A 14,988-nucleotide genomic window follows, 5' to 3' on the forward strand; every position below is an offset into this window, starting at 1 on the left:
GTACTGGTTGTTCGGCAAAGCCCTGAGTGCTAAAGCGGCTTAGACAGTGGAGTTGTCACGCCTTGGTCCAACCGCCGTTGCCGTCAGGTTTTATTTCGAAGTCGATCGGTTGACGCAGGGCATTGGACGCGGAGTCGTTTAAGGCCTTGTCATCCCAAGTTGGGAAGGCGGGCAGGGTGCCGGTGCCGTGATATCCAGCCCTGGTATTGACCTGGGCGTCATCGACGGTCTTTTTGTCTGAAGGCAAGAAGTTGCGATCCAGCCGAGTGCGGTTGGCGTGGTCGCGCGTCGCATTGCCAATGTTTTTCCAGCCGCCCTTGCCATTGGACACTTCGGCATCTTCTCCAGCCTGTTTGTCCAGAGAGTTTTTCCTCGGTACATCGTTATCGATAGGGTGTTTGGCAGCGGGCTGGTACGCGGGTACGAATGGGGCGGAGCCATTGATTGAAGACATGATTGCACCTCTCTGATTGCTTGGAAATTGACCCTGTCAGAGGGTGGCCCTGACAGGGCGTTTCGCAGGCTACAGCGCCTGGGGCAGGCGCTCAACGAGGTCTGTTTTGGCTGGATGTAACAACGTGAAACCGCATCAGGTGTTGGTTTTCGAGTGAGTCAAAAGGCTATAGGCGCAGTCCGGCCCACGCTCCGAAAAGTCAGGCTGGCTGTCAGATAGCGCAGCGCAGTGCCAGCTTTTCACTCACCGAAACACATTCGGTCGTTGCAGGTCTTTTGGTTGCCTCACGCTTGGAAACACTTTTGCAACCACTCGTGCAACGGCTTGCATTAAAGCGTCTTCACCATCTCATGCCACGCCATACCCCCATGATCCGACGGCGAAGGGCGCACGTAGGTGTAGCCCATTGCTCGGTACAACGGCACATGCTGCGCCTTGCACATCAGGTGGAGGGTGCGCTTGCCCATTGCCTGCATGCGTTGCACGAACTCAGTCATCAGCCGTTTCGCATAGCCCTTGCCTTGATGGGCCGGGTCGACCACCACCGACATGATCACCACATTCGGTGCCTCGGCCACATGGCCCACCAACTCCTTGAAGGCCTCGTCCGACATCACCACTTCATGGGCGCACCCTGAGTTGATGAAGCCCACCACTGCGCCATCTTCCTCCAGGATCAAAAAGCCCTCGGGATACTGCGCGATACGCGTGGTGATCTTTTCAAGCGTGGCGGCTTCGTCGCCCTCGTAGGCGCTGGTTTCGATTTCAAAGCAGCGTGCTGCGTCGGTGGGCAGGGCGTTGCGCAGGGTGAGGGTGGGCATGGGCCGTTCCAGAGATTTTCAGTGAAAGGCCACATCATAGAGAAACGTTGCACCTTTGGCACCGCAAGGCCGGCCCTGACGGGTGAAGCGTGAGGTTCAACTTTGGTGCTGCGCAATCAAACTGTGGGGCTTGCCTGCGAAGGCGGCCTGAAGGCCGACACCTATCTATCTGACCCTACGCGATCCAAATGTGGGAGCTGGCTTGCCTGCGAAGGCGGCCTGGCAGGCGACACAGTTGATTGCGTACATATCCATTCCTGCGGTAACGGCCACTTAGGGTTCCGCTTTTACAGCGGGTCACTTTTGGAAGGACCCAAAAGTAACCAAAAGGTCCTCGCCCCACCACTCGGCACCTCGCTTGGGCTCGGTGTGCCCGTAATCCGCCAGTGATTTGGGGGGCCGCCGCCACGCGCCATCCATGGCGCGGGGCGGCTAAACCGGCATCCCTGCCGGTTTACCCCCCAAATCCCTGTCGAATTCCGGCCAGCGTGGTTTAACGGGGCGCCTGAGATCAAAAGCAGATCAAGAGCGGCTCGCTTCGCATCGTGGTTACCGCCTGGGTAGGAGCGGGTAGGATTGAGTTTCGCAAAAACCAGAAAACCCGCCGAGGCGGGTTTTCTCACAACTTACTGCACAGCAGGCGAATCAAGGCCATGTTTTTCAATCACCGTAAACACATCCGCCACATCCTGGACCATGATCCGGGCGGTATTGGCAACTGTGCGCGGGTTCGCAGACCAGGAAGAATCACCCCCGGCAGACCCGAAGGTCTCCCACGCACAGCCGCCACACCGACAGGATGTATCAAACCCCACTCACCAACTTCCCACTGTCCATCCGGCGCTTATACGCACTGTCCCGACTCGCCAACCAGAAGTACAACGGCGACGTCACCACCAACCCCACCACCCACGACAAGTCCGCGCCGTTGATGTGCTGCGAAATCGGCCCCACGTACAGCGGCGTGTTCATGAACGGAATCTGCACCACGATCCCCACCGCATAGGCCAGCAGCGCCTGCGGGTTGTACTTGCCGTAGATGCCGCCATCCACGCGGAAGATCGAGGCGATGTCGTATTGGCCTTTGTGAATGGCGTAGAAGTCGATCAGGTTGATCGCCGTCCAAGGCACCAGCACCACCAGCAGCACCAGCACCATGTCGACGAAGTGGCCGATGAAGTCTTGGGAGGCAAACACCGCCGCAATCGAACAGGCGGCCAGCACGATGATGGAGATCACCGCACGGCTTTTCGCGGTCGGGATCCAGCGGTAGGCGAAGGTCTGTACCAGAGTGATGATCGACAGCACCGCGCCGTACAGGTTGAGGGCGTTATGGCTGATCACGCTGAGCAGGAACAGCACCAGCATCAACGGGCCGATGGCGCCGGTGGCGAGTTTGACGGCGTCCATGGTGTCCATGCCTACCGGCGTGGCGAGCACTGCCACGGCGCCGAAGATGAACGCCAGGCTCGACCCCAGCGCCGAGCCCAGGTAGGTGGTCCAGAAGGTGGCGGCTACCGGCACGTCGGCGGGCAGGTAGCGGGAGTAGTCCGACACGTAGGGCGCAAACGCGATTTGCCACAGCGCAGCCAGGGAAACAGTGGCCAGCCAACCGGAGATGTTGAAGCTGCCACGGGTGAGGAAATCGGTGGTCTGCACATGGGTGAAGATGTAGCCAAAGCCCAGCACGATGCCGGCGCCGAGGACCCAGGTGCCGATGCGGTTGAGTACGTGGATGAAGCGGTAGCCGATGATGCCGATGATCCCGGAACCGATGGCGCCGATAACGATGCCCACCGGTACAGGCACGGCGTCCACCACACCATGCAGGGATTTACCGGCCAGCACGATGTTGGAGGCGAAGAAGCCGATGTACATCACCCCCGCAATCACCACCACCAGCAATGCGCCGAGGGAGCCGAACTGCGCACGACTCTGGATCATCTGCGGGATACCCATTTGCGGGCCCTGGGCCGAGTGCAATGCCATCAACACACCGCCGACCAAATGGCCGACAAGGATAGCGACAATGCCCCACACCAGGTTGAGGTGGAACAGTTGCACACCCAGTGCGCCAGTGACGATCGGCAACGGCGCGATGTTGCCGCCGAACCACAGGGTGAACAGGTCTCTTACCTTTCCATGGCGATCTTCCGGGGGCACGTATCCAATCGTGTGTTTTTCGATGAGCGGGGCGGAGGATGTTGCAGTGGTAACCATGACGAGCTCCAAGGCAAGGTGAGTACGTGGGCGTACTTCGCTGTGCGGCGCATGGGCACCGCTTTGTTGTTGGAGTGATCATCTGCAATGGGCGCAGGCAGGTAAATTAGTAAGTTTGTTGCTATAGACCTTAAAAAAAGTATCTCGTGAGGTTTTTTGCTCCGGTATGTTGCATGCACGTCAATGGCTTGAAAAACCGGTGTTTCTTCGCACTTGTTTGGGGCAAAAAACCACGTTTAGGGAGGTGCCGATGGCAGCCTATAACCTGCGTCAGCTCAGATATTTTGTGACCACGGCCGAATGCGGCAGCGTTGCCGAGGCGTCGCGCAAGCTGTATATCGCCCAGCCGTCGGTTTCCACGGCGATCAAGCAACTGGAAGACAGCTTTGGCGTGCAACTGTTTATCCGCCATCACGCTCAGGGCGTTTCCCTCACGCCCAGCGGAGCGCGCTTTTATCGCAAGGCGTTGGAGCTGTTGCGGGTAGCCCATGAGTTCGAACAGAACGCCCTGGCCGATAACGATGTGGTGGCCGGGCAGATTGACATCGGTTGTTTTGAAACCGTGGCACCGTTGTACTTGCCATGCTTGATCGCCGGTTTCAAGGCGCGCTGGCCGGGCGTGGAGATCCGTATCCGCGATGGCGAGCAGCAGGAGCTGGTGCAGGCGCTGACGGCGGGCAGTATCGACGTGGCGATGCTGTTTGAGCACGACCTGGGCAGCACCATCGAGACCACGCCGCTGATGCCGCCGCAACAGCCCTATGCGTTGCTGCCGGCCGACCACCGCTTTGCCCAACAGGCCAAGGTGTCCCTGGCCGACCTGGTGCTGGAGCCGATGATTTTGCTGGACGTGTTGCCCAGCCGTACCTACTTCGTGAGCATCTTCGAAGAGCGCGGGCTGACCCCGAATATTGTATTTAGCTCGCCCTCCATCGAAATGGTGCGGGGCATGGTGGGGCGGGGGTTCGGGTTCTCGATCCTGGTGACCAAACCGTTCAGCGAGTACACCTATGATGGGCAGAAAGTGGTGTGCATTCCCTTGGTGGAAACGGTCACGGGGTCGGGGTTGTCCGCCGTCTGGCTACGCCGCGCACCCTTGACCAAACCGGTGCAGTTGTTTGTCGACTACTGCCGCGAAGAGTTGGCGCGACTACTGGGCTGAACACCAAACCCCAATGCCGATCAGTTAAGCGAACACAGTGCTCAACGCAACGAAGCTCAAAGGTGGGAGCTGGCTTGCCTGCGAAGGCGGTCGTGCAGTAACCGATGCAGTGATTGACACACCGCCTTCGCGGGCAAGCCCGCTCCCACAGGGATTTGCGCTTAACTGATCGGCATTGGGGCTGGCCCCTCCCACATAGGTGGTGCGATGTCTTCAGGTGCTGATAAAGCCTAGCAACCGCTGCAACATCGCATCGCAGCCATCGAGCTGCTCCAGGCTCACAAACTCATCGGGCTTATGCCCTTGGTCCATGCTGCCTGGCCCGCATACCACGGTGGGAATACCCACCGCATCGAACAGCCCGCCCTCGGTACCAAACGCTACGGTACCGAATGCCTGCGAGTCGCAAAACGTCGCAATCAATTGCGCCGCCTGGCTGCGCTCATCCGTGACCAGCCCTGGGTAGGCCGACAACTCGGTGAACCGAATCGAACTCTGCTTGCTGACCGCCTGCATGCGCGGCAACACCTGCTGCCGCGCGTAGGCCTGTAGCTCTTCAGCTACTTCGCCCGGGTCCATGGAGGGCAGGGCGCGCACCTCAAAGTCAAAGCGGCAGTCGGCTGGCACGATATTCAAGGCCTTGCCGCCGTTGATCATGCCGGTCTGTACCGTGCTGAACGGCGGGTCAAAACGTGGGTCCTGACGCGCGCGTAGCCGTTGGCCAATGCGCCCCAGTTCACCGATCAACTCGGCGGCGTGTTCAATCGCATTCACACCCGAGGGCGCATAGGCCGAGTGGCACGCCTGGCCCTGAACATCGCAGCGCATCGCCAACTTCCCCTTGTGGCCCAGTACCGGCTTGAGCTCGGTCGGCTCGCCGATGATGCACAACATCGGCTTGACCGGACGCTGTTCAAGAACGGCGAGCAGCGAGCGCACGCCCAGGCAGCCGACTTCCTCATCGTAGGACAGGGCGATGTGCACCGGCAGGCGCAATGGCGCCTTGACCAGCGCTGGCACCAACGCCAGCACGCAGGCGATATACCCCTTCATGTCGGCGGTGCCGCGCCCGAACAGCTTGCCGTCGCGCTCGGTCAGCGTGAACGGCGGCAGGCTCCAGGGTTGCCCATCCACCGGCACCACGTCGGTATGCCCCGACAGCACGATACCTGGCAGTTCCACCGGGCCGATGCTGGCAAACAGGTTGGCCTTGCTGCGTTGCGCGTTGTAGACCAGCTCGCTGGTGACGCCAAGCCCGGCCAGGTAATCGCGCACATACTCGATCAATTGCAGGTTGGACTCGCGGCTGGTGGTGTCGAAGCCCACCAGGGTTTCCAGCAGGTCGCGGCTGCGGCTCATCGGTCGTCTCCGGCCACACCGTAGCCGGGGGAGCGGTCGGGGGCGAGGGCGCGATCGATATAGTCCTGCACCTGTGGGCGGTAGGCATCCCAGAGTTTTTGCAATTCGCCAATCGGCGCCTCGTCGGCCCAATCCACGCGCAAGTTGATAATCGGCCAAGTCAACTCGCCCACCACCACCAGCGCGGCGGAGTGCACCGGGCCGGCTTCGCCACCGGCGGCGATGGCGGCATGCATCGCGGCCAGTAGACGGTCTGCGAGCTGGCCTTCGCCCTGTTCGAAGGCCGTGACCATCGCGGTGATCACTTCAGGGGCGGCGAGCATATTGCCCGCCGCCACGCATTGCTCGCCCGATACCGCGTGATGGGTACCCAGGGTCTGACTGCCGCTGAAATGCACGCTGCGGCCCAGGTGGTCAATCGCCGTCAGTTGCCGGTACTGGCTGTAGCCGTGGCGGGTGAGCGCTTTATCGACGGCGTCGGCGGGAGCCAGGCCCTGTTCCAGCCCGTCGAGGACGTCCGGGCCGAGGGCCGGCAAGGTGATGTTCTGGGTCGACACGGCGCCCACACCGGGCCGCAGCCACGGGCAGCGGGCGCCCACGGCGATGCTCGATGAGCTGATGGCAATGCCCAGTTGGCCGGTCTCTGCACAACGGCCGACGATAGAAAAGGTCATGGCTAGCCTCCTTACTCTGGAATAACCGCGATCACATCAATTTCCATCAGCCACTGCGGCTGGCCCAGGGCCGAAACCACCAGCCCGGTGGAAATCGGGAACACGCCCTTGAGCCACTTGCCGACTTCCTGGTACACCGGCTCGCGGTAGCGTGGGTCGATCAAATAGGTGGTGGTCTTGACGATATGGCTGAGGTCGCTGCCGGCTTCTTCCAGCAGTTGCTTGACGTTCTTCATCGCCTGCTCGGCCTGGGCCCGTGGGTCGCCGAGGCCGACCAGGTTGCCGTCGAAATCAGTGCCCACCTGGCCGCGTACGTACACGGTGTTGCCGGCGCGCACGGCCTGGCATAGGTCGTTGTCCAGGCTCTGGTTGGGATAGGTTTCTTTGGTGTTGAACATGCGAATGCGAGTGTGAGTAGGCATCAAAAAACTCCTGGGAAAAATGATCAGGCGCTGACAGGGGACTGGCGGGCAACCGGGGCGGCTTCGCGGTACTCAAGGTACTGACGCTGGATGGCGATATGGTCGGCCACGTATTTGGCGTCGTGCCACACGCCCCAGATAAACGACGAGCCACGCCGCGATTGCCATGGCAACCCAAGGAAGTAGATGCCCGCTTCGCTGGAGACACCGCGCTGGTGTTGCGGCTTGCCAGCGGCGTCGAAGGCGTCTACCTGCAACCAGCTGTAGTCCACGGCAAATCCGGTGGCCCAGATGATCGAAGTGATGCCAGCCTCCGCCAGGTCCAGTGTCAGGATCGGCTGCTTGATGCATTCAGCGTCGGGGAACACGCGACGTGCCTCGGGCTCCAGGGGCAGGTCGAGGCCGTTGCGCTCGATATAGGCGTCGGCCGCATCCAGCAAGGCCAGGTAGTTTTCATCACCGCGCGCCAGGTTCTCCACCAGGTTGGGTTGGAACGTTGCCACCGTGCCGTCGAAGGCGTGAGTCAGGCCGACCAGGGTCATGCCTTGCTGGGCCAGCTCGCGAAAGTCGATGGTCTTGCCGCCGTGGGCGCCGCTCACGGCAATGGTGACGTGCTCGCGGCCGGGTTTCATCGCCGCCTGGTCCCACTCGCCCAATACGCCCAACCACCAGCAGAAGTCGCGGTTGCGATAGGCGCGAGGAGGGCGGTCATGGGCGCCGACCGACAGGTACACCTGGCGACCGGAACGCTGCAATTCATCGGCAATTTGCACCCCGGACGAGCCGGCGCCCACCACCAGCACAGCGCCGGCTGGCAGTTGCCCAGGGTTGCGATAGTCGGCGGAGTGGATCTGGTGCAGCGCGGTGTCTTTAGGCGCGATAGCGGGAATCACAGGCTTTTGAAAGGGCCCGGTGGCGGCTACCACGCGGTTGGCTTCGATCACGCCTTCGCTGGTGTGCACGGTAAAGCCGGGGCGCCCCTCGTTGCGAACTACTGAGGTGACGTCCACGCCGGTGCGGATCGGCGCGTTGAATTTACGGGCATAGGCTTCGAAGTAATCGGCGACGCGCTCTTTGGGTGCGAACCCATCGGCGGGGACGTCATCGAAATGCAGGCCGGGGAAGCGGTCATGCCAGGCCGGGCCGTTGGCGACCAATGAGTCCCAGCGGCCGGTGCGCCAGCGCTCGGCAATACGGCTGCGTTCCAGCACCAGGTGCGGCACGCCTTGCTTGCTCAAATGCTCGCTCATGGCCACGCCAGCTTGACCTGCGCCAACCACCAGCGTGTCTATTTTTGTTATCGCTACAGTCATGTCTCTATCCTTGCGTAATGCAGTTGGATTCAGCTCGGGCATGACGTCAAGTTAGGCGGCGGGGGGGTATTAATAAAATATTATTAAGTTGGGAAGTGAGCATAAATATCGGATGCAGAGCCGGCGAATGCCTGCCAGACAGCACATACATGCAATTCCCCACACCTGCCAACCGGCCACACTCTCCCCATCGCTCAATGCTCCGGGGAAACACCCAGCCATGGAATCAACCGCCAACACCCGCCCCGACGAAGTCGTCACCCTGGTCGTCAAGCACCGGGTCAAACCCGGCTTTGAAGTCGAGTACGAAGCCTGGCTGCGCCGCATCGTGCGCATCGCGGGCGAACGCCCTGGGCACCTTGGCGTTGACGTGGTGCGCAGCCAGCAAAACGGCATGGCGCTGTTCACTTGCGTGCTGCGCTATAGCTCCACCAACGCCCTTGAGCTGTGGCTCGGCTCCCCGCAACGCCAGGCCCTGATCGACGAAGCCGCGCCCATGCTCGCGGATGGCGACCAGACGGAAATCGGCGCGGCCAATGAATTCTGGTTCACGCCCCAGGCCGAGGGCGGTGCCAAGCCGCCGCGCTGGAAGCAGACGGTGGTCAGCCTGTTTGTGATCCTGCCGCAAACCCTGCTGCTGCCGTTTATCTGGGGGCCGATCCTGCGGTTGCACCCGTTTTTGTCCAACTACGTGGTCTCCACCTTCCTGGTCACCCTGACCATCGTGTTGCTGGTGGTGTACCTGCTGATGCCGGCGGCCACCCGCCTGTTCGCTCCCTGGCTTGAAGCCTCTGTAAAGGAAACCCTATGAACGCCGATCTGATTCTGTTCAATGGCCAGTTCCACACCGTGGACCGGGAAAACCCACGCGCCACCGCCGTGGCCATCCACCAAGGGCGCTTTGTCGCCGTCGGTACCGACGGCGAAGCCATGGCCCTGCGCGGCAGCGGCACCCAGGTCATCGACCTCAAGGGCCGCACCGTAATTCCCGGCCTCAACGACTCGCACTTGCACCTGATTCGTGGCGGGTTGAACTACAACCTTGAACTGCGCTGGGAAGGCGTGCCGTCCCTGGCCGATGCCTTGCGCATGCTCAAAGACCAGGCCGACCGCACGCCCACGCCGCAATGGGTACGCGTGGTGGGCGGTTGGAACGAATTCCAGTTCGCCGAAAAGCGCATGCCCACCCTGGAAGAACTCAACCAGGCCGCCCCGGACACCCCGGTGTTCGTGCTGCACTTGTACGACCGCGCCTTGCTCAACCGCGCAGCCCTGCGGGTGGCGGGCTACACCAAGGACACGCCGAACCCGCCGGGCGGTGAGATCGTACGCGACAGCAACGGCAACCCCACCGGCATGCTGGTGGCGCGGCCCAACGCGATGATCTTGTACTCGACCTTGGCCAAAGGCCCGAAACTGCCTTTGGAATATCAGGTCAACTCCACCCGCCAGTTCATGCGGGAACTCAATCGCCTGGGCCTGACCAGCGCCATCGATGCCGGCGGCGGCTTCCAGAACTACCCCGATGACTATGCGGTGATCGAGCAACTGGCCAAGGATCAACAGTTGACGGTGCGCATCGCCTACAACCTGTTCACCCAGAAGCCCAAGGAAGAGCTCAGCGACTTCAAGCACTGGACCGGCAGCGTCACCCTGCACCAGGGCGATGACTACCTGCGCCATAACGGTGCCGGCGAGATGCTGGTGTTCTCGGCGGCGGATTTCGAAGACTTCCTCGAACCCCGCCCTGACCTGCCGCTGACCATGGAACAGGAGCTGGAACCGGTGGTACGCCACCTGGTGGAACAGCGCTGGCCGTTCCGTCTGCACGCCACTTACGACGAGTCCATCTCGCGCATGCTCGACGTGTTCGAGAAGGTCAACCGCGATATTCCGTTCAATGGCTTGCCGTGGTTCTTCGACCACGCCGAAACCATCACCCCGAAAAACATCGAACGCGTGCGTGCCCTCGGTGGCGGTATTGCGATTCAGGATCGCATGGCGTTCCAGGGCGAATACTTCGTCGAGCGCTACGGCGCCAAGGCCGCCGAAGCCACGCCGCCGATCAAGCGCATGCTGGCCGAAGGCGTGCCGGTAGGGGCGGGCACCGATGCCACCCGCGTGTCGAGCTACAACCCCTGGACCTCGCTGTACTGGATGGTCAGCGGCCGCACCGTCGGTGGCCTGGAGCTGCACGCCGAGGGCTTGCCGCGCCTTACCGCATTGGAGCTGTTCACCCACGGCAGCGCCTGGTTCTCGTCCGAGCAGGGCAAGAAAGGCCAGATCAAGGTCGGTCAATTGGCGGATGTCGCCGCGTTGTCGGCGGACTTTTTCAGCGTCGAAGAAGAAGCCATCAAGTGGATCGAGTCGGTGCTGACCGTGGTCGGCGGCAAGGTCGTGTACGGCGCTGGCGACTTCGAAGATTTCGCCCCGCCACGGGTACCGGTGCTGCCGGACTGGTCGCCGGTGGTCAAGGTGCCGGGGCACTGGCGCCCCACGTCGCCGATGCAGGCCCAGGTTCACCAGTGCAGCGGCCCCTGTGGCGTGCATGCCCATAGCCATGAAAAAGCGCGCCTTTCCAGCGTGCCGGTCAGCGACTTCCAGGGTTTCTGGGGTGCGTTCGGCTGCTCCTGCTTTGCCTTTTGAAGAACACCCCATCCCTAAAGGAGTTACCCATGACTTACAAGCGCTTGAACAAAGACGATGCTGTTGTTTTGTTGGTTGATCACCAGACCGGCCTGATCTCCCTGGTGCAGGATTTCTCCCCCAACGAGTTCAAGAACAACGTGCTGGCCCTGGCCGACGTGGCGAAGTTCTTCAACCTGCCGACCATCCTGACCACCAGCTTTGAAAGCGGCCCCAACGGCCCATTGGTGCCTGAGCTCAAAGAACTGTTCCCCGACGCGCCGTACATTCCGCGCCCTGGCCAGATCAACGCGTGGGACAACGAAGATTTCGTCAAGGCCGTCAAGGCCACCGGCCGCAAGCAAATCATCATTGCCGGTGTGGTGACCGACGTGTGCGTGGCGTTCCCGACCCTGTGTGCCCTTGACGAAGGCTTTGAGGTCTTCGTGGTCACCGACGCTTCCGGCACCTTCAACGAAACCGTGCAACAAGCCGCCTGGGCGCGTATGACCGCCGCCGGTGCACAGCTGGTCAACTGGTTCTCGGTGGCTTGCGAGCTGCAAGTGGACTGGCGCAACGACATGGAAGGCCTGGCCAACCTGCTCTCGCCGCGCATTCCCAACTACCGCAACCTGATGAACAGCTACTCGGCGTTCGCTGCCAAGTAACCTGGTCGGTAAAACACCGCAAAACCCTGTGGGAGCTGGCTTGCCTGCGATAGCGGTGCATCAGTCAACAGCATTGCTGGCTGATACACCGCTATCGCAGGCAAGCCAGCTCCCACATTTGATTGTGTTCACATTTTGGTTTGTGGTGTGACCACTGACAGGCTATAAAACAGCCCATCGTCCCCTGAGAAGCGACAATGAACCCCTTCGAAGACATGCGCCTGTTCTGCCAGGTCATGGAATCCGGCAGTTTCACCGCCGCCGCCGAGCAATTGGGCTTGTCCAAGCAATTCGTCAGCCGCCGCCTGATCCAACTGGAAGACCGCCTGGGCGTGCGCTTGCTTAACCGCTCCACACGGCGCCTGGACGTCACGCCGCTGGGCCAGAGCTACTACGAGTCGGCCTTGCGCCTGCTCGGTGAGGTGGAACAAGTGGAGCAGGGCATCGCTGGCCAGAACAGCGAGCCCCGAGGCACCATTCGCCTCAGTGCACCCTTGTCGTTCGCCATGGCGCACCTGGGTTGCCTGTTGCCGTTGTTTCTGCGTCAGCATCCGCAGGTCTGCGTTGAAGTTGACCTGAGCGACCGTCCGGTGGACTTGATCGGCGAAGGCTACGACCTGGTGCTACGCATCGGTACCCTGGAAGATTCCACCCTGATCGCCCGACGGATCGCCGCTATCGAGCGGGTGTATTGCGCCAGCCCCGACTACCTGGCGTTGCGGGGTACGCCTTTGAAACCCGAGGACTTAACCACGCACGACTGCCTGCCCTACGGCCACGGCCGCCAGGTGCAATGGCGCTTCAAAGGCAAGGTGCAAGCCTTGAGCGTCAGTGGGCGCATGCGCGTCAATAACGGTGACCTGCTGCGCGATACCGCGATAGCCGGTCTGGGCGTTACCTATCTACCGACGTTCATTGTCAGCGAGGCCTTGAAGGACGGTCGCTTGGTCAAGGTATTGGAAGACTTCGCCCCAGAGGCCTTGACCCTGTCGGCGGTGTACCCGCAGCACCGACAGAGTTCACGGCCGGTGCAAGCGCTGGTGGAGTTCCTGCGCGAACGCCTCGCTAGCGGCTGCTGAACAGTTGGCGGATCAGGTTGGGCGTGCTGCCCGTCCACCGCTTGAACGAACGCCGAAAATTCGCCGCATCGTTGAAGTTCAGGTACGCCGCGACTTCCTCGTTACTCAAGCCCTTGGCCAGGTACAGGTGCAACGCCACATGCTTGCGCACCCGGTCGACCTGTTGCTGAAAACCGGTGTCGTGCCGTTGCAACTTGCGCTTTAGCGTGGCCGGGCTCATGGCGAAAATGTGCGCGGCCTGTTCCAGGCTGGGTGGTTGGCGCACATGTTCGCGCAGGTAGGCATAGAGGCAGTCCAGAAAACTTGTGGCAAAGCCCAGTTGCTCGATTTGTTCAAGGGCTTGCTGGCGCGCGACCTGGCCCGCCGTGGCCGAAGCGCCCGGCCAGGTGTGGGTGAGGTATTCACGGGGGATGCACATCATATCCAGCGGGCGTTCGAAGCGCGTGTGCTCGCCCAGATGCACCCAGTATTGCTCGACATACCGAGGTTCGGCATGGTTGAAACTGCACACCCATGGCAAGCGCTGGCCGCTGAGCCATTGGCTCATGGCAACCAGCGAGGTCATGCTGGCTTCGAGCAGAAAGCGCCAGTGTTCGCCGGCGCCGCAACTGTCCAACCAATACAGGTAAGCGTGGTGCTCATCCAGTTCTAGTTGCAGCGTAGCCAGCGGGCTGAGCAGCACTTGTTGCTGGATCAGGATGTCCAGGGCCTGATGAAGGTTCTGTGCATGCCCCAGCGCATGGCTGGCGGCGCCGTAGTAGCCGGGCAGCAGGCGTTGGCCAAACAGGAAACTGCTGTCATCGGCGTCCAGTAGTTTGCGGCTGTTGCCGATCAAGCCCAGAAACTGTTGCGGGCTCAACCGCGCGTTGCCGGCCAGGATGTCTTCGTGGAACAGGCCGGTGCCCCGCAGCAGGCGATGGCTGTCGATGTCCCGGGACAAGCCCAGGTCGATCAACGTGGCGGGTTGATAGTGACCGGGGATGAAGCGGCTGTCGTTTTCATACCAGCTGGTTTTCACGGCCATTTCAGGCGCTTTTCGCAAGGGGTTGCTTGGCCCGGGCCAGGCCCATATTCAGCCGCGTGAGCAGCTCGTGGGGGGACTCTTGCAAGGCCATTGCCACCGCCGTGGTCGCCGCCAGTTGCAGGCGTTCGCCCTGTTGCCGGGTCTTGTGGGCCAGGCTCTGCACCGCGTGTTGCAACTCCAGCGCCAGGCCCTGGGCCTGACGCTCGCCGGTATTGGGCAGCAGCACCACGAAACGATCGCCCGCCAGGCGGCACAACAGGTCTTGGCGGCGCAGGTTGAGCAGCAGCACGTGGCTGACCGCCTGTAGCACCGCATCACCCTCGGCATGCCCGTAGACCTGGTTGATGGTGGCGAAGTTATCCAGGTCCAGGGCGAGCAACGACAGTGGTTGTTGCTGCGCTTGGCTGTCGCGCAGGCTGTCGATGAGTTGGCGCTTGAGGTAGTCGGCGCCGGCCAGGGGCGTGAGTTTGTCGAATAGCCGGTGCTCGCGAAACAACCGCTCGCGTTTTTCCATTTGCGCGCTGATCGCCAGTTGTTCGTGGTGCCAGTGATAAATGCCAATCGTCAGCAGGATCATGCCCACCGGCATTGGCCCTGACTCCAGCCAGTGATCCCAGGACACGCTATCAGGCAGGCGGATGAATTCGTCGAGGCTGTCGATCCACCAGGAAAAAAAGATGCACGACAGCCCCAGGGCCAGGTATTGGGTGACCCGTCCGGCGGGGCGGCTTTTCAACACCAGGCCCAGCCAGATCAGCGCGAGCAGCGCCGAACCGCCTTCGCCGATGATATCCAGCCATACCCATTCGCTGACGCTCTTGAGCTCGCCGCAGGCCAGGTGCAGGAGCAGCCCGAGGTTGGCGGCGATCAGGAGCAACGCGAGTTTCCAGCGGTGGGGTTTGAGCACGGAAAACATGGCCACGGGTCCTTGGGCAAATGAGTAATGGGCGCCAGCACAGCAGATGGATGTGACGGTTGGATGACGGGCGGGGAGGGTCGAATCAGCTCATGCCCTTGGCACATTTTTCAGCTGAACATATATCTTATGTGGGAGCTGGCTTGCCTGCGATAGCGGCCTGACAGTCGATACAGTTATACCGAGTGCATATCCATTCCTGCGGTAACGGCCACTTAGGGTTCCGCTTTTACAGCGGGTCACTTTTGGAA

Annotated in this window: 14 protein-coding genes and 1 pseudogene; 5 read left to right on the forward strand and 10 right to left on the reverse strand. The window is 61.4% G+C overall.

Annotated features, from left to right (window positions below):
• Positions 1-55: 55 nt before the first annotated feature.
• The 4 genes and pseudogenes from GH769_RS08080 to GH769_RS08090 all read right to left on the reverse strand — a co-directional run bounded on the left by GH769_RS08080 (position 56) and on the right by GH769_RS08090 (position 3,495).
• Entirely contained in the window at positions 56-454 is a 399-nt protein-coding gene (locus tag GH769_RS08080) for a hypothetical protein (RefSeq protein WP_014718148.1), read from the reverse strand.
• Positions 455-783: 329 nt separating this feature from the next.
• Entirely contained in the window at positions 784-1,275 is a 492-nt protein-coding gene (locus GH769_RS08085) for a GNAT family N-acetyltransferase (protein WP_014718149.1), read from the reverse strand.
• Positions 1,276-1,901: 626 nt separating this feature from the next.
• A pseudogene (locus GH769_RS29015) lies at positions 1,902-1,997 on the reverse strand (fructose-bisphosphate aldolase); the annotation flags it as partial.
• An 82-nt stretch (positions 1,998-2,079) separates the two neighbouring features.
• Positions 2,080-3,495: a cytosine permease gene (locus GH769_RS08090; RefSeq protein WP_020301876.1), complete on the reverse strand. Its 1,416-nt coding sequence runs from the start codon at positions 3,493-3,495 to the stop codon at positions 2,080-2,082.
• Positions 3,496-3,745: 250 nt separating this feature from the next.
• Here GH769_RS08090 and GH769_RS08095 point away from each other — a divergent pair, with 250 nt between their 5' ends.
• Positions 3,746-4,657, forward strand: a complete 912-nt coding sequence (locus tag GH769_RS08095; protein WP_032903522.1) for a LysR family transcriptional regulator — start codon at positions 3,746-3,748, stop codon at positions 4,655-4,657.
• Positions 4,658-4,870: 213 nt separating this feature from the next.
• Here GH769_RS08095 and argE read toward each other — a convergent pair whose 3' ends face one another.
• From argE to GH769_RS08115, 4 genes are read right to left on the reverse strand one after another with little or no spacing between them, the layout of a single operon-like run.
• Complete coding sequence (gene argE / locus GH769_RS08100; protein WP_014718152.1) at positions 4,871-6,016, reverse strand: acetylornithine deacetylase; 1,146 nt, start codon at positions 6,014-6,016, stop codon at positions 4,871-4,873.
• The gene (locus GH769_RS08105; RefSeq protein WP_032903521.1) at positions 6,013-6,690 is read right to left on the reverse strand and encodes a DUF1028 domain-containing protein; all 678 of its coding nucleotides are present in this window, start codon (positions 6,688-6,690) and stop codon (positions 6,013-6,015) included. Before GH769_RS08105 ends, argE begins: the two co-directional genes overlap by 4 nt.
• An 11-nt stretch (positions 6,691-6,701) precedes the next feature.
• On the reverse strand, positions 6,702-7,112 hold the full coding sequence (locus GH769_RS08110) for a RidA family protein (RefSeq protein WP_014718154.1): 411 nt from the start codon (positions 7,110-7,112) through the stop codon (positions 6,702-6,704).
• Positions 7,113-7,135: 23 nt separating this feature from the next.
• Positions 7,136-8,467, reverse strand: coding sequence for an NAD(P)/FAD-dependent oxidoreductase (locus GH769_RS08115; RefSeq protein ID WP_161981182.1), 1,332 nt, complete (start codon positions 8,465-8,467; stop codon positions 7,136-7,138).
• 178 nt (positions 8,468-8,645) lie between these two features.
• Between GH769_RS08115 and GH769_RS08120 the strand changes: the two genes are divergently transcribed.
• The 4 genes from GH769_RS08120 (at position 8,646) to GH769_RS08135 (ending at position 12,797) form a co-directional block, all read left to right on the forward strand.
• Entirely contained in the window at positions 8,646-9,236 is a 591-nt protein-coding gene (locus GH769_RS08120) for an antibiotic biosynthesis monooxygenase (protein ID WP_153649610.1), read from the forward strand.
• The gene (locus GH769_RS08125; protein ID WP_014718157.1) at positions 9,233-11,071 is read left to right on the forward strand and encodes an amidohydrolase; all 1,839 of its coding nucleotides are present in this window, start codon (positions 9,233-9,235) and stop codon (positions 11,069-11,071) included. The genes GH769_RS08120 and GH769_RS08125 overlap by 4 nt, the downstream gene beginning before the upstream one ends.
• 29 nt (positions 11,072-11,100) lie before the next feature.
• On the forward strand, positions 11,101-11,718 hold the full coding sequence (gene ycaC, locus GH769_RS08130) for an isochorismate family cysteine hydrolase YcaC (protein WP_003191905.1): 618 nt from the start codon (positions 11,101-11,103) through the stop codon (positions 11,716-11,718).
• 197 nt (positions 11,719-11,915) lie between these two features.
• A complete protein-coding gene (locus tag GH769_RS08135; RefSeq protein WP_032903519.1) occupies positions 11,916-12,797 on the forward strand; it encodes a LysR family transcriptional regulator in 882 nt (293 codons plus the stop codon).
• On the opposite strand, the gene GH769_RS08140 is transcribed toward GH769_RS08135, so the two are convergent.
• Both GH769_RS08140 and GH769_RS08145 read right to left on the reverse strand, forming a co-directional pair.
• A complete protein-coding gene (locus GH769_RS08140) occupies positions 12,784-13,821 on the reverse strand; it encodes an AraC family transcriptional regulator (protein WP_060767284.1) in 1,038 nt (345 codons plus the stop codon). The genes GH769_RS08135 and GH769_RS08140 overlap by 14 nt on opposite strands.
• Position 13,822: 1 nt before the next feature.
• Positions 13,823-14,737: a GGDEF domain-containing protein gene (locus tag GH769_RS08145; protein WP_014718160.1), complete on the reverse strand. Its 915-nt coding sequence runs from the start codon at positions 14,735-14,737 to the stop codon at positions 13,823-13,825.
• Between the last annotated feature and the right edge of the window lie 251 nt (positions 14,738-14,988).

Source organism: Pseudomonas sp. CFSAN084952 (assembly GCF_009648855.1).
GTDB lineage: Bacteria > Pseudomonadota > Gammaproteobacteria > Pseudomonadales > Pseudomonadaceae > Aquipseudomonas > Aquipseudomonas paracarnis.

What these genes read in the sequence shown, in the direction of transcription:
- GH769_RS08085 (WP_014718149.1), bottom strand. Translation starts at nt 1,275, where the DNA reads ATGCCCACCCTCACCCTGCGCAACGCCCTGCCCACCGACGCAGCACGC.
- GH769_RS08120 (WP_153649610.1), top strand. Translation starts at nt 8,646, where the DNA reads ATGGAATCAACCGCCAACACCCGCCCCGACGAAGTCGTCACCCTGGTC.
- GH769_RS08145 (WP_014718160.1), bottom strand. Translation starts at nt 14,737, where the DNA reads ATGTTTTCCGTGCTCAAACCCCACCGCTGGAAACTCGCGTTGCTCCTG.
- GH769_RS08140 (WP_060767284.1), bottom strand. Translation starts at nt 13,821, where the DNA reads ATGGCCGTGAAAACCAGCTGGTATGAAAACGACAGCCGCTTCATCCCC.
- GH769_RS08135 (WP_032903519.1), top strand. Translation starts at nt 11,916, where the DNA reads ATGAACCCCTTCGAAGACATGCGCCTGTTCTGCCAGGTCATGGAATCC.
- argE (WP_014718152.1), bottom strand. Translation starts at nt 6,016, where the DNA reads ATGAGCCGCAGCCGCGACCTGCTGGAAACCCTGGTGGGCTTCGACACC.
- ycaC (WP_003191905.1), top strand. Translation starts at nt 11,101, where the DNA reads ATGACTTACAAGCGCTTGAACAAAGACGATGCTGTTGTTTTGTTGGTT.
- GH769_RS08110 (WP_014718154.1), bottom strand. Translation starts at nt 7,112, where the DNA reads ATGCCTACTCACACTCGCATTCGCATGTTCAACACCAAAGAAACCTAT.
- GH769_RS08125 (WP_014718157.1), top strand. Translation starts at nt 9,233, where the DNA reads ATGAACGCCGATCTGATTCTGTTCAATGGCCAGTTCCACACCGTGGAC.
- GH769_RS08095 (WP_032903522.1), top strand. Translation starts at nt 3,746, where the DNA reads ATGGCAGCCTATAACCTGCGTCAGCTCAGATATTTTGTGACCACGGCC.
- GH769_RS08105 (WP_032903521.1), bottom strand. Translation starts at nt 6,690, where the DNA reads ATGACCTTTTCTATCGTCGGCCGTTGTGCAGAGACCGGCCAACTGGGC.
- GH769_RS08115 (WP_161981182.1), bottom strand. Translation starts at nt 8,467, where the DNA reads ATGCCCGAGCTGAATCCAACTGCATTACGCAAGGATAGAGACATGACT.
- GH769_RS08080 (WP_014718148.1), bottom strand. Translation starts at nt 454, where the DNA reads ATGTCTTCAATCAATGGCTCCGCCCCATTCGTACCCGCGTACCAGCCC.
- GH769_RS08090 (WP_020301876.1), bottom strand. Translation starts at nt 3,495, where the DNA reads ATGGTTACCACTGCAACATCCTCCGCCCCGCTCATCGAAAAACACACG.